We start from the raw sequence: 16,176 nt of genomic DNA, 5'->3' as shown, positions 1-16,176 counted from the left end.
TGTCTTCTGTCGACACTGTGCGGCCGCAGCCGGCTCAGGGATAATGCCTTCTGCATTTGATCCATGCGAAACAGTTATAGCCAGATGTGCTGACGATTTCCGCGATGCTACATCGTTCTGAAAACAATGGCGGATCGGCATCTATCGGATGCACTTTCGGCTTGAGGGGAGGATCTTTTGGCGAAGCTGCGCAAGCTTCGGGTGGCGCTCGCAATCGCAGCGGGCGGGGCCATCGCCAATGCGGCGCGGCAGCTTGGGCTGTCGCAGCCGGCCGTTTCGCGCGCGCTCCAGTCGCTGGAAGCCGAGCTCGGCATCACGCTGTTTCATCGCTCGTCGCGCCGCCTGGCCGCCAGCGAGGCCGGCCTCCTGCTGGTCAGGCGCATCGGCCGGGCGCAGGAGCAATTGCGGATCGCCGAACTCGAACTGCCGGCGATGTCCGGCGAGGCGGCCCGCTCCCGGCCGTCGCTGACAATCCATGCCGCCGACCACGAATTCGCCGCCCTGCTGGCGGTCGCCGCGCATGGCACCGTCAGCGCCGGCGCGCGTCATGCCGGCCTGTCCCAGCCGGCTCTCAACCGATCACTCCGGGCGCTGGAGAACCGCGCCGGCCTGCCGCTCTTTCATCGCACGACCGCCGGCATGCGGCTGACCCCGTCCGGCGAGGCGCTGCTGCGCCGGGTGAAACTGTGCTTCTCCGAGATCCGCCAGGGGCTGGAGGAAGTGGAGATCCTGAAAGGCGCGACCGGCGGGCTGATCCGCATCGGCGCGCTGCCGCTGACCCGGGTCCGCCTTGCGCCCGTCGCGGTCGAGCGCCTGCTGATGCGTTACCCGGAGGCCGAGATCGCGATCGTCGACGGGACCTATGGCTCACTGCTGATGGCACTGCGCCAGGGCGATATCGACGTGCTGGTCGGCACGATCCGGCGTCCGGCGCCGGTCGAAGGCATCGTGTCGGAAGAACTGTTCGAGGACGACGTCGTGATGGTCGTCGGCGCCCGCCACCCACTTGCCGGACGCGGCAGTGTGGGCCTCGCCGACTGCTTGGAGTTTCCGTGGGTGCTGCCCTTCAAGGGCGTGCCGCTGCGCCTGCAGTTCGAGGCGGCGCTGCGCGCCTTCGGGCTGGACGCGCCCAAGCGGGTGATCGAGACCGATTCCGTCGTTGCCGTGCGCACACTGCTGATGAATGGCGAGCGGGTCGCAATCCTGTCGCGCCATCAGGTGCATCACGAGGTCGAGGCCGGCACGCTGACAATACTGCCGGTCAGGATCGAGTGCACGAACCGGCAGGTCGGCCTGACCATGCGGGCCGACTATGTGCCGACCCCGCTGGCCGCGGCGTTGCTCGACGAATTGCGCGGGGTCGCCGCCGAGATCAGCGAGGCGCGGCCCCATGCCCCGGCCTGAGGTGTCACCCTCGCACGCGCGACGCCCAGTACTCCCAGGCGCGGGCGACGGGCGCGCCGCCATCGTGCTTGGCTGCAGCCTGCGCGATCTCGCCGGGCGTCAGATAGGACGGCTCCCCAAGCGCCAGCGCCTTGGCGAGAAGCTCAGCATTGTCGCGCATGCAGATCGACACGAAGACCGCCTGGGCGATATCGCGCCCGACGCAGACGGCGCCGTGGCGCTTGAGCAGCACCGCCGGCCGATTGCCGAGCGCGGCCGCGAGGGAGGCGGCCATCGGCGTGTCGGAGACCAGAAGGCTCGTGTCGCCGAACGCGTCCTGGCTGTCCCACACCGGCACCGTCTCGCCGGCGACGGCGCCGAGATGGAAGACCGGTCTGAGCCTTGTCTCCACCAGCGCGAAGGGCAGCACCGATGGTGCGTGGTGGTGCACGACCGAGGCGACATCGGGCCGGGCCTTCAGGGCCGCGCCGTGGATCACCCGCTCCAGATAGGGCTTGCCGTCACCCTCCAGGACGTTGCCGTCGAGATCAAAGCGCATGATGTCGGCGGCCGCGACGAGGCCCGGGCTGCGCGAGCAGGAGAGGTAGAAGGCGTTCGCGTCGTCGGGGTCGCGCACGCTGACATGGCCGAACGCGTCGAGCACGCCTTCATGCGCCAGGATGCGGTTCGCCAGAACCAGCTCGTCGATCAGCACTGCCTTGTTCATCTGCCCGCCTCTCCGTCCCGTGGCGCGGCAGGGGAGCCGATGCGACGCGCGAACGCAAGCGGCCGCACCTGCGCCATCCCCCAGCACAATCCGGAAACCACAGGAGGAACCCCCGCATGTCCAAGCTGAACCTGTCCGTCGCCGTCGGCGACTACGACCGCGCCCGACCCATCGTCGACGGCCGCGTCCAGATCGACGGCGTCGAGCCGACCTGCATGGTGCTGTCGCCCGAAGAGATCTTCTTCCGCGCCTTCCGCCACGCCGAATTCGACATCTGCGAATTGTCGCTGTCGAGCTTCACCGTGAAGACGGCGAATGACGACTGCCCCTATGTCGGCGTGCCGGCGTTCCTCTCCCGCGCCTTCCGCCACACTTCGCTCTATGTCCGCACCGACCGGATCAAGTCCCCCGCCGACCTCAAGGGCAAGCGCATCGGCGTCGCCGAATATCAGCTCACCGCCAATGTCTGGGTGCGCGCCATTCTGCAGGAACATGGCGTCGAGCCGGAGGACGTGACCTGGGTGCGCGGCGGGCTGGAGCAGCCGGGGCGGCCGGAAAAGATCGCGCTGAAGCTGCCGGACGCGATCCGCATCGAAACCGCGCCGGAGGACAAGTCGCTGTCCCAGCTGCTGCTCGATGGCGAGATCGAGGCGATCATCACGCCGCGCATGCCGTCATGCCATGGGGCCGAGAACAATGTCGGCTGGCTGTTCCCTGATCCCACCGCCGCGGCGATGGACTGGTACGAGCGCACGCAGATCTTCCCTATCATGCACATTGTCGGGGTCCGCAAGGAACTTGCCGATGCGCATCCCTGGCTGCCGGGTGCGGTGCTCAAGGCGATGACCGAGGCGAAGACGTTGGCGCTGGCGCAGCTGGCCGACACCTCGGCCACCAAGGTGACGCTGCCCTTCGTGGAGGAGCAACTGGCGCGGGCGCGCGACCTGATGGGGGAGGATTTCTGGTCCTACGGCATCACCGCCAACCGCCCGACGCTCGATGCCTTCCTGCAGCAGCACCATGCCCAGGGCCTCTCGAGCCGCCGGCTGACGGCGGAAGAGCTGTTCCACCCCTCCACGCATGAGGCATTCCTGATCTGAGGGCCTGGGCTGCGCCGGCCCCGATCGGCTAGCGCAGCAGGCGGTCTTCGACGGAGCGCAGATGGGTGCGCATGGCGTTCTGGGCGGCGTCGGGGCTGCGCTGGGCGATGGCGTCGACAACGCGGTCGTGTTCGGCGAAGCTGCCGTGCTCGGCCGGCGGGCGCGGGCCTTCGCGCACCACGCGGCCCCACGAGACCATGCGCCGCAGCGTGTTCAGCTGGTCGAACAGCGCCAGAAGCGTGGTCGAGCCGCTGGCCTCGGCGATCTGGCGGTGGAACTCGTTGTCCAGCGCCTCGTATTCCCGCCATGTCGCGGCCTGCCGCGTACGGTCCGTCGTCAGTTGCAGCCGGCCGATCGCCGAGGCCGAGGCGTGCAGCGCCGCGTCGCGGGCGATCGCCGGCTCCAACGCCGCCCGGGCGCGCATCACGTCGGCGGGGCTGACCTTGCGGGCCAGCTGGTCGAAGGGGCCGGCCGCATCATCGGGCTCCTGATCGGTCAGGAAGGTGCCCTTGCCGACATGCCGCCACAGCCGGTTTTCCTGCTCCAGCACGCCCAGCGCCTGGCGCAGGTCGCTGCGCTTCAGTCCGAGTTCGACGCACAGGACGCGTTCCGGCGGCAGGCGCTGGCCGGGCTGCAGCCCGCGGTCGGCGATGAAGGCGCGCAATTGCGCCAGTGCCGACTGGCCCGACAATTGCGCATCCGGGGCATCCGCACGCTGTGCCGGCGGGCTGGAATCGTCGAGCATGGCCAAAACGGTCTCTATTGGTTCGCTAAACGCGGATTGATTTCGATTGATTAGCTGGGTGGAATCTGGGATGCAAGGACATCGTTGCTTCAAGGAGAGCCGTCTTCATGCCGAACTACGCGATCAATCCGCCTCCGGTCGTCACCCTTCCGATCGAAGGATCGGACGCGGAGTTCCCCGTGCGCCGCGTCTATTGCATCGGCCGCAACTACGCCGCCCATGCCATCGAGATGGGGCATGATCCGGACCGGGAGCCGCCGTTCTTCTTCCAGAAGAACCCGAACAATCTGACGGTCGGCGACAGTTTCCCGTATCCGCCCAAGTCCGAGGACGTGCACCACGAGATCGAAATGGTCGTGGCGCTGAAATCGGGCGGCGTGAACATCCCGGTGGATGCCGCGCTCGATCACGTCTGGGGTTATGGCGTGGGCCTCGACATGACGCGGCGCGACCTGCAGGGCGAGGCCAAGAAGATGGGCCGCCCGTGGGAAATCGGCAAGGCGTTCGAGGCATCGGCCCCGGTCAGCGCCCTGCGTCCGGTGTCGGAGGTCGGGCACCCCGCGTCCGGCCTGGTCGAGCTCAAGGTGAATGGCGAGGCGAAGCAGACCGGCGACCTCAACCAGATGATCTGGAAGGTGCCCGAGATGATCTCCTACCTGTCGGACTATTTCGAGCTCGCGGCCGGCGACGTCATCATGACCGGCACGCCCTCGGGCGTCGGCGCCGTGGTCAAGGGCGACGTCATGGAATGCCATGTCGCCGGCGTTGGCGACCTGAAAGTCACCGTCGTCTGATCATGTCTCAGACCGGCTGTCGGCCCGAAATGGCCGGCAGCACCCGGTCGCGCACCGAATCGAGATGGGCGCGCATGCACTGCGCGGCGCCATTGGCATCCCGGGCCTCGATGGCCGCGCAGATCGCATCGTGTTCCGGGAAACTCTTGTGGTCGCGCGACGGCAGGCTGGTGGTGCGCGGCTGCCCCCAGACCGTCGACCGCCGCACCACGTTCAACATGTCGAACAGGTGGATCAGCAGCTTGTTGTGGGTCGCCTTGGCGACGGCGTGGTGGAGCTTGTTGTCCCACGCCTCGTAGCTGCGCCAGTCCGAAGCTGTACGACAGCGGACCCGGCAGGCATCGATTTCCTCGAAATCCGACCGCGTTCCGTGGACCGCCGCGAGCCGCGCCAGTTCCGGCTCGACCGCAAGGCGTGCGGCGATCACCTGGGCCGGGCTCGCCAGTTCGCCGAGATAGGCCATGTCGGCGAGGTTCAGGACGGAGCGCGCGCCGATGAAGGTGCCGCGGCCGACATGCCGCCAGATCAGGCCATCACTTTCCAACTCGGCCAGGGCCTTGCGCAACTCGCCGCGCGTGACGCCGAACTCCCGGCTCAGCTCGCGCTCCGGTGGCAGCCGTTCGTTGTGACGGAAGCGCCGCTCGGCGATGTACTGCTTGATCTGCTCGGCCAGGGACACGGTGATCATGGCGCGATGCTAGACCAATTGTCGCATTGGTTAAATGCGAAAACTATCCGGCGCCAGAAAACCTGCTAGCATCGCTTCGTCAAGTCAGACCCCCGCCGGGCCGGTCAACAGGACCCGACATACTGTAATTGCTGTGTATTCGCCGTGACATGGCGCCTTTTCGTCCGGTGGTCGCCTGTCCGGCAACGTGACATCGCCAACTGCCTGTACGCCTTCAAAACGATGGACATCTGAACCAATGCGCCTTGCTACGATCAAGCTCTCTTCGGGACCGGCCTGCGCGGTGGAGATGCCTGCCGGAGGGTATCTGCCGGTGGCGGCGGCCGCCGCGGCGGCGGGATCGAGCGAGCCGGCGCTATTGGACGGGCGCCTCCAGGCGCTGATTGAGGGCGGCGATGCAGCGCTGGCGGCATTGGCGAGGCTCGTTTCCGCGGCCGAGGCCGGCGAGGCGGCGCTTGGCGCCCTGATCGTTGCGCCGGGCGATGCGGACCTCCTCGCGCCGCTGCCGCGTCCGGAAAAGAACGTCTTCTGTGTCGGGCGCAATTACGCCGAGCACATCGCCGAGGGCGCGCGGGCGCAGAACGCCGTCGTGAACGTCACCGAAGTGCCGGTCTTCTTCACCAAGCCGAGGACGGCGGTGATCGGGGAGGGCGCCACCATCCCGCTGTTTCCCCATGTCTCGACCCATATCGACTACGAGGTCGAGCTTGCGGTCATCATCGGCAAGGCGGGCCGCGACATCGCCAGGGACGACGCCTATGCGCATGTCTTCGGCTACACCATCCTCAACGACGTCACCGCGCGCGACGTGCAGCGCCGCCATGGCGGGCAGTACTTCAAAGGCAAGGGGCTCGACGGGTCCTGCCCGATGGGGCCGGTGGTGGTGACGAAGGACGAATTTCCCGACCCGCAGAACACCGGCCTGCGGCTGTTCGTGAATGGCGAGCGCCGCCAGAACAGCACGACGGCGCAGATGATCTTCGACATTCCCACGCTGATCGCGTCGCTCTCGGAAGGGCTGACGCTGGAGCCGGGCGATGTCCTGGCGACCGGCACGCCGTCGGGCGTCGGCTATGCCATGGAGCCGCCCCGCTTCCTGACGGATGGCGACGAGGTGGTCTGCGAAATCGATGGAATCGGGCGTCTGACCAACACGGTCCGCCCTGCATGAACCAACCGGCCGACAGAGCTGGAGGTAGGAGACTGCGCATCTAACATTCTGGGAGGAATGACATGCTGAACAGACGAATCTTCACAGCGCTCTTGGCCGGGGCCATGGCGGCGACACCGCTGGCCATGGCAGGGCCCGCATCCGCACAGGACATGACGAAGGTCACCTTCGTCCAGCCCAGCCCCTCCGCCATCAACTCGTTCAACGTGTTCGTCGCCATCGGCGAGGGATATTTCGCGGAAGAGGGCCTCGACGTCTCGGTCGAGGCGATCAACGGCTCCGGCGCCGTCCTGCAGGCCCTGTCCTCGGGCCAGGCCCAGTTCGGCCGACCCGGTCCCGGACCGGTCCTCGCCGCCCGCAGCCGCGGCGTCGACGTGGTGTTCATCTACAATTTCGCCGCCCGGTCCAATTTCGGCATCGTCGTGCCGGAGGCCAGCGAAATCCAGGCGCCGGAAGAGCTGAAGGGCAAGGTCGTCGGCACCGGCACGGCGGACGGGGCCGAGGTCGGATTTGCCCGCAACGTGCTGTCAGGCTCGGGCCTGACCGAAGGCACCGACTACACCTTCCTGACCGTCGGCGATGGCGGCCCGGCCGTCGCAGCCTTTTCGCAGGATGCCATCGCCGCCTATTCGTCCTCGACCGCGGATGCCGCGATCCTGAACCAGCGCGGCCAGGCGGTGCGCGACATCACCCCGCCGGAATATGCCCGCTTCTTCGGCAACGGCTTCGCGACCACTGGCGAGCTGATCCGCGACGATCCGGAGCTGGTCGAGAAGTTCGTGCGGGCGATCCACAAGGGGCATGTCTTCGCGCTGGACGACGCCAATCGCGACAAGGTGCTGGAGCACATGGCGGCCGGCAATCCGCAGGAGAGCGAGGATCGCGACTTCGCCGCGGCCCTGTTCGATGCGGTGCGCAGCAAGACCGTCCCGGTCGACCAGTCCAAGGGCCTCGGTTACCAGCCGCCCGAAGTCTGGGAAGAATGGCAGGAGGTCCAGGTCACCGGTGGTGAAATGGCCGAGCCGCTGGCCGACCTGACCGAAGCGTACACCAATGACTTCACGATGAAGGTCAACGGGAGCGCACAGTAATGCAGGCTGCCGCAACCCTGATCGAGCCGACGGAGAGCCATAGCGAGCTCGTCTATCAGCTCCGAAACGTGGGCAAGACCTACGCCCGTAATGCGATCACGGCATTGGAAGGGGTCAATCTGACCCTGACCCGGGGCAGTTTCTCGGCCGTGATCGGGTCCAGTGGTTGCGGCAAGTCGACCTTGCTGAAGATCATGTCGGGACTGATCCCGCCATCCACGGGGCGGGTGGTTCTCCAGGACCGCCCCGTGACCGGCCCGCGCCGCGACATCGGCATGATGTTCCAGCAGGCGACGCTGTTTCCCTGGCGCACCACGCTGCAGAACATCGTGCTGCCGATCGAGATCCGCGACGGACGGGCGGCGGCCAAGGCCGCGCAGGAGCCGGCCCGTGAACTCTTGGAACTGGTCGGCCTGAAGGGCTTCGAGAATTCCTATCCCGGCGATTTGTCCGGCGGCATGGCGCAGCGCGCCTCGATCTGCCGGATGCTGATCACCGAGCCGGCCGTCTTGCTGCTCGACGAGCCGTTCAGCGCGCTGGACGAACTGACCCGCGACTTCATGAACATGGAGCTGCAGCGCATCTGCATGTCGCGCAACGCGACCGCCTTCCTGGTCACCCACTCGATCCAGGAAGCGGTGATCCTGTCGGACGTGGTCTATGTGATGAAGCCGCGCCCCGGCCGGATTGCCGAAGTGGTCGAGATCGACCTGCCCCGTCCCCGCACCCTCGACATGATGACGACGCCGAAATTCGGCGAGATCGTCGAACATATCCGGAGCCGTCTGGACAAGGAGGCATTCATATGACGGGTCTCGAACGGATCGCCGACCGGGCGCCGACGGCGGAGGACGATACGGTCTGGACGGTCCATGTCGGCTGGCTGGACAGCGTGCCGCGCAGCATCCAGATGCTGTTCGTGTTCGGCGTCTTCGTGCTGGTCTGGGACCTCATCACCCGCTTCGGTTTCGTCAGTCCGATCATCCTGCCGACGCCCGGCGAGACGCTGGCCGACATGATCTTCGTCGGCAAGAACATCCTGACCGGCGGCTACATGATGCCGGCGCTCTGGATCACGCTGAAGGAGGTGTTCTACGGCTTCCTCCTCGCCATCGCGATCGGCTTCAGCCTCGGGGTGATCGTCGGCGAGACGGCTTTCGGGGAGCGGGCGATCATGCCCTATCTCGTGGCCATCGACACCATGCCGAAGGTCGCCTTCGCGCCACTCTTCGTGGCCTGGCTCGGCTTCGACATCGACAGCAAGGTGGCGCTGGGCGCCTTCATCGCGACCTTCCCCATCGTGGTGGGAACCGCGGCCGGGCTGCATGCCGCCGACACCAACAGCCGCAACCTGTTCAAGACGATGGGCGCCACACGCTGGCAGGCGCTGACCAAGATGAAACTGCCGATGGCGCTGCCGCAGATCTTCACCGGCCTGAAGATCGGCTCGGTGGGCGTCATGGCGGGGGCGATCACCGCCGAGTTTCTCGGCGGCGGCAAGGGGTTCGGCGAGCTGATCCGCATCGCGGCCAGTCAGTTGAACACGCCCCGGGTGTTCTCGCTGATCTTCTACCTGTCCTTCGTGGGTCTCGGCCTCTTCGCCTTCGTGAGCTGGGTCCAGCGCCGCTTCGTGTTCTGGCACAAGGAACGGGTCTCGACCGTCACGGAGGGCTAGGGCGTGACCGGGGATCCAGTTTCGGGGGCGGCGTTGGCGGATTTCGCCGCCCGTGCCTTCACCAGCCTCCGGGTTCCCGAAGGGGATGCGCGGGCGGTGGCCGAGCTGATGGTCGAGGCGGATCTTCTCGGCTACGACACCCATGGCCTGTTTCGCCTGCGCCAGTATGTGAACCGCCTGCGGGACGGCGGCTGCAACCCGGCCGCCACGCCGCATGTCCTGCGCGAGACCGTCGCCACGGCGCTGATCGATGGTGACAACGGCCTCGGCCAGCTGGCGATGGCGCAGGCCTGCGACATGGCGATCGCCAAGGCACAACAGGCGGGGATCGGCTGGGTGGGCGTGCACGGCGGTAACCATGCCGGGCCCGCCGCTCTCTATGTGCGGCCCCAGGCCAAGGCGGGAATGATCGGCATCTGCGCCGCCGTCGGCAGCGCCAATCACGTCGCGCCCTATGGCGGCACCGACCTGCTTCTCGGCACCAACCCCATCGCCTTCGCCACGCCGGGCGGGGCGGATCCCTTCGTTCTGGACATGGCGACCACCGTCGCCGCGATGGGCAAGATCAAGACCCTTGCCCAGAAGGGCGAGCCGATGCCCGAGGGCTGGATGGTCGGCCGCGACGGCAAGCCCCTGACCGACCCGAACCGGAAGGACGAGGGGTTCCTCCTGCCGATCGGCGGGCCCAAGGGCTACGGTCTCGCCATGGTCATCGGGCTTCTGGCGGGCGTCCTGAACGGTGCCGCCTTCGGGGCCGACGTGGTGGATTTCACCAGGGACACCAGGAGCCCGACCAATACGGGCCAGTTCGTCGCCGCCATCGACATCGCGGCCTTCGGCGATCTCGGCGACTTCACCGCGACGGCGAACCGCGTCTTTGCCGAGATGCGCGCCTCGACGCCGCTGCCGGGCTATCCGGCGGTCCGCGTGCCCGGCGACGGACGCGAGGCGGCGCGCACGCAGCGCATTGCCGACGGCATCGCCCTGCACCCCGCGCTGCGGGCCGAACTCGACCGCATCGCCCAGGATCTGGCCATCGCTCCGCTCTGAGGACGGTCGGTCCGGTTTTCGCAACCCGCAACCCAACTGCTGCTCCGACAGGAAATTGATTGACCAAGCGCCGGCGTGTCGCGCGATCCGGTGCAATATGTCGCGGATCGTTTTGCCCTCCCGCCCGTTCGATGGTGCGGATTTTTCAAAGGGCAGGACATGCATCATTCGACGACGAGCCAGGATCGCAGGAGCGGGAACAAACGGGTCTTCCCGCTGCATCCCATCGGGGTCGTCGCCGCCATGATCGCAAGGCGGGTCTCGGACGACCGGCGCCCGCTGATCTACATTGCCGAGACCGGCCGGCGCCGGCACGACATCTTCGCCCTTGCCAGCATTCTCGCGGCCCCCGGCTCGGTCTGCGAGCTCGATGCTCCGGACGGGTTTCCCGGCGACGGCCTGCCGGTGACGGTAGCGACCGCCGGCAACAGGATGGCGATGCTGCGCTGGCTTCTCGACGCGGAGAAGCGTCCCTCGGTCCTGATCACCACCCCGGCGGCGCTGATCCGCAAGGTGCCGCCGAAATCGGTCTGGGAGGGGCTGCATCTGGAAATCCGGGTCGGCGAGACGCTCGACCAGACCGCCCTGCAGGTGAAGCTGCAGCATCTCGGCTACTGGCTCGACGACCGGGTCGACGAGCCGGGCGAGGCGGCGTTTCGCGGTAAAGTGCTGGAAATCTTTCCCGCCGCTGCGCCGCGGCCCTGCCGGATCGAGCATGAGGACGGGGTGGTGACCGCGATCCGCTCCTATGATCCGGTCAGCCAGCGCTCGGTGACCGAAACCGACTGCCTCATCGTCGATCCGGCGAGCGAGATCGTCGGGGCGGACGATGGCGCCACGGGACGGCAGGAGATCGATGGCGAAACGCTTCAGACCGGCGCGCCCGACAGCGAACGGTTCCTCTGCCGGCAATACGAACGGCCCGAGACCGTCTTCGACTATCTGCAGGATGCCGACATGGTGCTGGAGACCGGCGCCGAGATCCGCGCCGACGAGGTCTTCGATGCGCTGCAGCGGATCAATGTGGACGATCCGCACCGGCACGCCGTCCAGTCCGATCATCTGGATCGCGAGACATGGGACAAGCTCGTCAGCGAGCGGGTGACTGCGCTCGTCGACGATTTGGAGGCGGATTATTCCGTGCCGGTCTTCGCGACGGAGCGGCAGCCCTACAAGGCGCTCGCCGCCTTCGTGGCGCCGCTGCGTGACGACGGCTACCGCATCGTTCTGGCGGGGCCCGACGGCCGCGTCATGCGATCTGCAGCCCGCAAGGCCGGCACGGCGCTCGACGGCGCCTTCGAGCCGGCCGCGGACTGGGATGCGATCTGCAACGCCGCGCCGTCGTCGTTGCTGCTCTTCGATGCTCCGATCACGGAAGGCTTCGTCGCGGCCGAAAGCGGTGTCGCCGTCATCAGCCTCCGCAACCTCGAAGGCCAGAAGGCGGCTGCCGCGGTTGCCGGCCCGGCGGACGGGTTCGCGCCGCAGGTCGATACCTTCCTGACCGGCGACCGGGTCGTCCATATCGAACACGGGGTCGCAGTTCTCGACGGCCTCGTGCCCATCGATCCGAACGGCAATGGCGGTGATCTCGAAGGCGAGGCCCTGAGCCTGCGCTACCGCAATGACGAGACGCTGCTTGTGCCGATGTCCGACATCGGCGCGGTCTGGCGCTATGGCGGTGCCTCCACCGACGTCACGCTCGACGATCTGAAGGGCCGGACGTGGCAGAAGCGCCGCGACGAGATCTTCGGGGCGATCTCGGTGACCGCCGACCGGATGGTCGAACGGCTGACGGAAAAGGCCGAGGCCAGGGCGCCGAAGATCGTGCCCGACCGCGTCTCCTTCGAGCGGTTCTGCGCGCGCTTCGCCTACGAGCTGACGGCGGACCAGAACAATGCGTGCCTGGACGTGCTCGACGATCTGGCGTCCGGCCGTCCGATGGACCGTCTGGTCTGCGGCGATGTCGGCTACGGCAAGACCGAGGTGGCGCTGCGCTCGGCCGCCGCCGCGGTGTTTTCCGGCAGGCAGGTTGCGGTGATCGCGCCGACGACGGTTCTGGCCCAGCAGCATTTTCGCGAGTTTTCGGCCCGCTTCGCCGCTCAGGGCGTCGAGATCGTCCGGCTGTCGCGCCTCGTCGGCAAGGACGAAGCGGATGCCGCCAAGGCCGCCATGCGGGACGGGACCGCGAAGATCATCGTCGGGACCCACGCCATCCTCTCAGGCGATCTGGCCTTCGACGATCTGGCGCTGGTGATCATCGACGAGGAGCAGCGCTTCGGCAGCGAGCAGAAGACCGCGATGCGCACGCTGGCCGAAGGCGTGCACATCCTCACGATGACGGCGACGCCCATTCCGCGCACCCTTCAATCCGGTTTCGTCGGGCTGAGCGATCTCAGCATCATCGCGACACCGCCCAACCGGCGCAGCCCGGTGAAGACCCGGGTCGGGCCGTTCGACGGCGCCGCCGTTCGCGACGCCCTGGCGGCGGAGCGCGTCCGCGGTGGGCAGAGCTTCGTCGTGTGCCCGCGCATCGAGGATCTCGAGCCGATGGCGGCGAAGCTGCAGGAACTGGTGCCGGAGCAGACCACGGTCACGCTGCATGGCAAGATGAAGCCCGACGAGGTCGAGGACGCGATGCTGGCCTTCGCCCATGGCGAGCACGACGTTCTCCTGGCGACCGCCATCGTGGAAAGCGGGCTCGATGTCGCCAACGCCAACACCATGGTCGTGTGCCATGCCGACCGCTTCGGTCTCGCCGAGCTGCACCAGTTGCGTGGGCGGGTCGGCCGGGGCGCGCGCCGGGGCCACGTGCTTTTGACCACCGAGGCGGACAGGGAACTCGGCGAGCATGCCCGAGGCCGGCTCGAGGCGCTGGAGGAATTCAGCACGCTCGGTGCAGGCTTCGACATCGCCGCGCGCGATCTCGATCTGCGCGGAACGGGTGAACTCCTGGGCGACGAACAGGCCGGTCATGTCCAGACGATCGGTATCGGGCTTTATCGCAAGATCCTGGAACGCGCCGTCGCGCTGGCGCAGGGCCAGCCGGAGCCGGACGAGGTTCGCCCGGTGATCGCCCTTGGGCTGCCGGCGACGATCCCCGCCGACTACGTTCCCGAACCGGATATGCGGATCGAGCTTGCGCTGCTGCTCGAACGGGTCTCGGACGCGGCGACGCTCGACGCATTGCGGGTGGAAATCGAGGACCGGTTCGGCCCGATGCCGGCAACGCTCCTGACCCATTTCGGGCTCGCCGAACTCCGGCTTCGCTGTCGCGCGGCCGGGGTCGCGAAGCTCGATCACGGCCCGAAGGCGACGGCCTTGAGCTTCACGCCGGCGATGTCAGCGGCGCTGCAGGAGGCCGGGATCGAAGACCGGCTCGACGATGCCAGATGGTCGAAGAACCGACTGATCTTCCCGGCACTCGAGGAGAGCGAGGCGGACCCGATGGCGCATGCGAACGACCTGCTGGATCGGCTGGCGGCGGTGACGCCGGCGGGCGAAGGATCGGACGAAGGGTAAGCGGGTCGGGATCGCCATCCGTGATATTCAGGGGAGCATACGATCTGATACTGTCTGCCGCCGCCGTTTGCTGTAATCGTTGCGGCCTGCACCGGCGAATGACGGATTGCCCGAGATGAACACCGCTCCTGCCATGTCTCTGAAGCCCCGGACCTACACGGGCGTTCTGGTCGTTCTGGGTGTCGCGCATCTCCTCAACGACCTCATGCAGTCGCTGATCCCGGCCATCTACCCGATCATCCAGCGCAGCTACGGGCTCGATTTCTGGCAGATCGGCATGATCACGCTGACCTTCCAGATCGCCGGCTCGCTGCTGCAGCCGCTGGTCGGCTTCTATACCGACCGCCGCCCGGCTCCCTATTCGCCGGTCATGGGGATGATGTTCACCCTGTCGGGCCTGCTCGGTCTCGCCTTCGCGACGAGCTACGAAGCCATTCTCTTCGCGGTGGCGCTGATCGGCATCGGCTCCTCGATCTTCCATCCGGAAGCCACGCGCATGGCGCGTTATGCGGCCGGGGGTCGGCAGGGGCTGGCGCAGGGCATCTTCCAGGTCGGCGGTCAGGCGGGCGGCGCGCTCGGCCCGGTCTTCGCCGCGCTGATCATCGTGCCCCTGGGCCAGCCGAGCCTTGCCTGGTTCACCGCCGCGGCACTGGCGGCCATGCTGCTCCTGACCTGGATCGGCCGGCAGCAGGCGACGATCAGCCGGCATTTCTCCGAACTGCGCGCGTCGCTCGCCGGCCAGCATGCCGACCTGCCGCGGCATGGCACGGCGACGATCGCCATCGGCCTGACGGTGCTGACGCTGCTGATGTTCTCCAAGAACGCCTATGCCGAGAGTTTCCGGTCGTTCTACACCTTCTACCTGATCGAGCGCTTCGGGCTGTCGATCCCGCAGTCGCAGATGATGCTGTTCATCTTCCTGATCTCGGCCGCCGCGGGCGCGCTGATCGGGGGGATCGTCGGCGACCGCATCGGCCGCTACCGGATCATCTGGATCTCGGTGCTCGGGCCGCTGCCGCTGACCCTGCTGTTGCCCTATGCCGATCTGTTCTGGACGGGCGTCCTGACGATCGCGATCAACCTCGTCATGGCCAGCGCCTTCGCCTCGATCCTGATCTACGCCATGGAGTTGCTGCCCAACCGGATCGGCCTCATCGGCGGCCTGTTCTACGGATTGAACTTCGGCCTGGGCGGCATCGCCGCGGCGATCCTCGGCGGCCTTGCCGACAGCTACGGCATCGAGACCGTCTATCGCATCTGCTCGTTCCTGCCGCTAGCGGGGCTTCTGGCCTGGTTCCTGCCAAGGCTCGACACCGACCGGTACCGACCCGCGGGGTGACGCTGGCCATCACCGCATCGGCAGGGCACGTCTGCCGGGCGCCGGGCGCCTGGCGACCTCAGGACGTCTGACGCTGCCGCCATTGGCTGGGCAGCCCCCACCACGGCACCCATGGCTCGGCATGGTGTTCGTGGTGGTAGCCGAAATGGAAGCAGGAGAGCAGCGAGGCAACGTAGCCGAACTCGTTGGAGCGCGCGTTGTGCGCGTCGACGAAGCCGTCCTCTTCGTGTCGATGCGGCCTGAACGTGCCGAAATAGAAGAGCTGCAGCGACGAGAGCAGGGACGGAAGCCCGTAGAACAGGACGACGTTGAGCACCGGCGCGCCCAGCACCAGGATGTAGACGGCGACCACCGTGCAAACGAACAGGATCGAGCGCCGACCGAAATAGCGCAGGAAGAAGGCGCGGAACCAGGGCCAGAAGCGGTCGGGCTCGTCGACGAAGAAATCCGGATCGTCGGCCGTGCCCGGCGCGTCGTGATGGGCCATATGCGCGCCCCGGACCCGGCGCCAGGCAAAGCCGGCATAGATCGTCAGGATGAAGGCGCCGATGCCGGCGTTCAGCCGCGGCCAGCCGGGAGCGAGCGAGCCGTGCATGGCGTCATGCGCGACGATGAAGAGCCCGACGGTCAGCCAGCACTGCACGGCGATGAGGACGGGCACGAGGGGCAGCGTCCGCCATCCGACATCGAGAAAGAACACCGCGCCGACATGGATCGCGATCCATGCCGCTAGAACGCAGCCCGCCAGCGTCAGGCCGATCGCCGCCTGAAACGGCCGCAGCACCGGTTTGTGCGTGCGCGCGGAGGCCGGGGCCTGTCCGGCCGGGATAGCGACGTCGTTCATCGGGGCAAAGCTAAACATCCGGACGTCCTTGAAAAGCGGAGTGCGGCGTT

General features: G+C 67.3%; 14 protein-coding genes. 10 read left to right on the top strand and 4 right to left on the bottom strand.

Translation table 11 applies throughout. The features are described from left to right. Positions 1-177 precede the first annotated feature (177 nt). Positions 178-1,404, top strand: coding sequence for a LysR family transcriptional regulator (locus N7I30_RS06180; protein ID WP_498637480.1), 1,227 nt, complete (start codon positions 178-180; stop codon positions 1,402-1,404). A 4-nt stretch (positions 1,405-1,408) separates the two neighbouring features. On the opposite strand, the gene N7I30_RS06175 is transcribed toward N7I30_RS06180, so the two are convergent. Continuing rightward, positions 1,409-2,110, bottom strand: a complete 702-nt coding sequence (locus N7I30_RS06175) for a class II aldolase/adducin family protein (protein WP_498637479.1) — start codon at positions 2,108-2,110, stop codon at positions 1,409-1,411. A gap of 116 nt (positions 2,111-2,226) precedes the next feature. Here N7I30_RS06175 and N7I30_RS06170 point away from each other — a divergent pair, with 116 nt between their 5' ends. Beyond that, positions 2,227-3,210, top strand: a complete 984-nt coding sequence (locus N7I30_RS06170) for an ABC transporter substrate-binding protein (RefSeq protein WP_498637477.1) — start codon at positions 2,227-2,229, stop codon at positions 3,208-3,210. 28 nt (positions 3,211-3,238) lie between these two features. Here the strand turns inward: N7I30_RS06170 and N7I30_RS06165 are convergent, their stop codons facing one another. After that, on the bottom strand, positions 3,239-3,955 hold the full coding sequence (locus N7I30_RS06165; protein WP_188074988.1) for a FadR/GntR family transcriptional regulator: 717 nt from the start codon (positions 3,953-3,955) through the stop codon (positions 3,239-3,241). Positions 3,956-4,062: 107 nt separating this feature from the next. Between N7I30_RS06165 and N7I30_RS06160 the strand changes: the two genes are divergently transcribed. Then, positions 4,063-4,749, top strand: coding sequence for a fumarylacetoacetate hydrolase family protein (locus tag N7I30_RS06160; RefSeq protein ID WP_187392630.1), 687 nt, complete (start codon positions 4,063-4,065; stop codon positions 4,747-4,749). Positions 4,750-4,756: 7 nt separating this feature from the next. Here N7I30_RS06160 and N7I30_RS06155 read toward each other — a convergent pair whose 3' ends face one another. Further along, a complete protein-coding gene (locus N7I30_RS06155) occupies positions 4,757-5,437 on the bottom strand; it encodes a FadR/GntR family transcriptional regulator (RefSeq protein WP_024349188.1) in 681 nt (226 codons plus the stop codon). 238 nt (positions 5,438-5,675) lie between these two features. On the opposite strand from N7I30_RS06155, the gene N7I30_RS06150 reads away from it, so the two are divergent. From N7I30_RS06150 to N7I30_RS06120, 7 genes are all read left to right on the top strand, one after another. Next, positions 5,676-6,608 (top strand): fumarylacetoacetate hydrolase family protein, encoded by a 933-nt coding sequence (locus N7I30_RS06150; RefSeq protein ID WP_498637474.1) that lies wholly within the window; start codon positions 5,676-5,678, stop codon positions 6,606-6,608. Between the two features lie 62 nt (positions 6,609-6,670). Continuing rightward, positions 6,671-7,699, top strand: coding sequence for an ABC transporter substrate-binding protein (locus N7I30_RS06145; RefSeq protein ID WP_277025047.1), 1,029 nt, complete (start codon positions 6,671-6,673; stop codon positions 7,697-7,699). Continuing rightward, entirely contained in the window at positions 7,699-8,508 is an 810-nt protein-coding gene (locus N7I30_RS06140; RefSeq protein ID WP_024349185.1) for an ABC transporter ATP-binding protein, read from the top strand. Before N7I30_RS06145 ends, N7I30_RS06140 begins: the two co-directional genes overlap by 1 nt. After that, the gene (locus tag N7I30_RS06135; RefSeq protein ID WP_498637471.1) at positions 8,505-9,374 is read left to right on the top strand and encodes an ABC transporter permease; all 870 of its coding nucleotides are present in this window, start codon (positions 8,505-8,507) and stop codon (positions 9,372-9,374) included. Before N7I30_RS06140 ends, N7I30_RS06135 begins: the two co-directional genes overlap by 4 nt. Before the next feature lie 3 nt (positions 9,375-9,377). Then, entirely contained in the window at positions 9,378-10,424 is a 1,047-nt protein-coding gene (locus N7I30_RS06130; RefSeq protein ID WP_498637469.1) for an Ldh family oxidoreductase, read from the top strand. A 159-nt stretch (positions 10,425-10,583) separates the two neighbouring features. Beyond that, positions 10,584-13,943 (top strand): DEAD/DEAH box helicase, encoded by a 3,360-nt coding sequence (locus tag N7I30_RS06125; protein ID WP_498637467.1) that lies wholly within the window; start codon positions 10,584-10,586, stop codon positions 13,941-13,943. A gap of 115 nt (positions 13,944-14,058) precedes the next feature. Further along, positions 14,059-15,282: an MFS transporter gene (locus N7I30_RS06120; RefSeq protein WP_498637465.1), complete on the top strand. Its 1,224-nt coding sequence runs from the start codon at positions 14,059-14,061 to the stop codon at positions 15,280-15,282. 58 nt (positions 15,283-15,340) lie between these two features. Here N7I30_RS06120 and N7I30_RS06115 read toward each other — a convergent pair whose 3' ends face one another. After that, the gene (locus N7I30_RS06115) at positions 15,341-16,144 is read right to left on the bottom strand and encodes a fatty acid desaturase (protein ID WP_498637463.1); all 804 of its coding nucleotides are present in this window, start codon (positions 16,142-16,144) and stop codon (positions 15,341-15,343) included. Between the last annotated feature and the right edge of the window lie 32 nt (positions 16,145-16,176).

The organism is Aurantimonas litoralis, assembly GCF_026153195.1.
In the GTDB taxonomy this organism is placed as follows: Bacteria; Pseudomonadota; Alphaproteobacteria; order Rhizobiales; family Rhizobiaceae; genus Aurantimonas; species Aurantimonas coralicida.
Note: the sequence above shows the minus strand (reverse complement) of the source record. Positions and strands in the feature narration are given on the sequence as shown.

Coding starts and splice junctions, on each gene's coding strand:
- N7I30_RS06165 (WP_188074988.1), bottom strand. CDS start 3,955: ATGCTCGACGATTCCAGCCCGCCGGCACAGCGTGCGGATGCCCCGGAT.
- N7I30_RS06125 (WP_498637467.1), top strand. CDS start 10,584: ATGCATCATTCGACGACGAGCCAGGATCGCAGGAGCGGGAACAAACGG.
- N7I30_RS06140 (WP_024349185.1), top strand. CDS start 7,699: ATGCAGGCTGCCGCAACCCTGATCGAGCCGACGGAGAGCCATAGCGAG.
- N7I30_RS06160 (WP_187392630.1), top strand. CDS start 4,063: ATGCCGAACTACGCGATCAATCCGCCTCCGGTCGTCACCCTTCCGATC.
- N7I30_RS06145 (WP_277025047.1), top strand. CDS start 6,671: ATGCTGAACAGACGAATCTTCACAGCGCTCTTGGCCGGGGCCATGGCG.
- N7I30_RS06155 (WP_024349188.1), bottom strand. CDS start 5,437: ATGATCACCGTGTCCCTGGCCGAGCAGATCAAGCAGTACATCGCCGAG.
- N7I30_RS06175 (WP_498637479.1), bottom strand. CDS start 2,110: ATGAACAAGGCAGTGCTGATCGACGAGCTGGTTCTGGCGAACCGCATC.
- N7I30_RS06120 (WP_498637465.1), top strand. CDS start 14,059: ATGAACACCGCTCCTGCCATGTCTCTGAAGCCCCGGACCTACACGGGC.
- N7I30_RS06115 (WP_498637463.1), bottom strand. CDS start 16,144: ATGTTTAGCTTTGCCCCGATGAACGACGTCGCTATCCCGGCCGGACAG.
- N7I30_RS06135 (WP_498637471.1), top strand. CDS start 8,505: ATGACGGGTCTCGAACGGATCGCCGACCGGGCGCCGACGGCGGAGGAC.
- N7I30_RS06150 (WP_498637474.1), top strand. CDS start 5,676: ATGCGCCTTGCTACGATCAAGCTCTCTTCGGGACCGGCCTGCGCGGTG.
- N7I30_RS06170 (WP_498637477.1), top strand. CDS start 2,227: ATGTCCAAGCTGAACCTGTCCGTCGCCGTCGGCGACTACGACCGCGCC.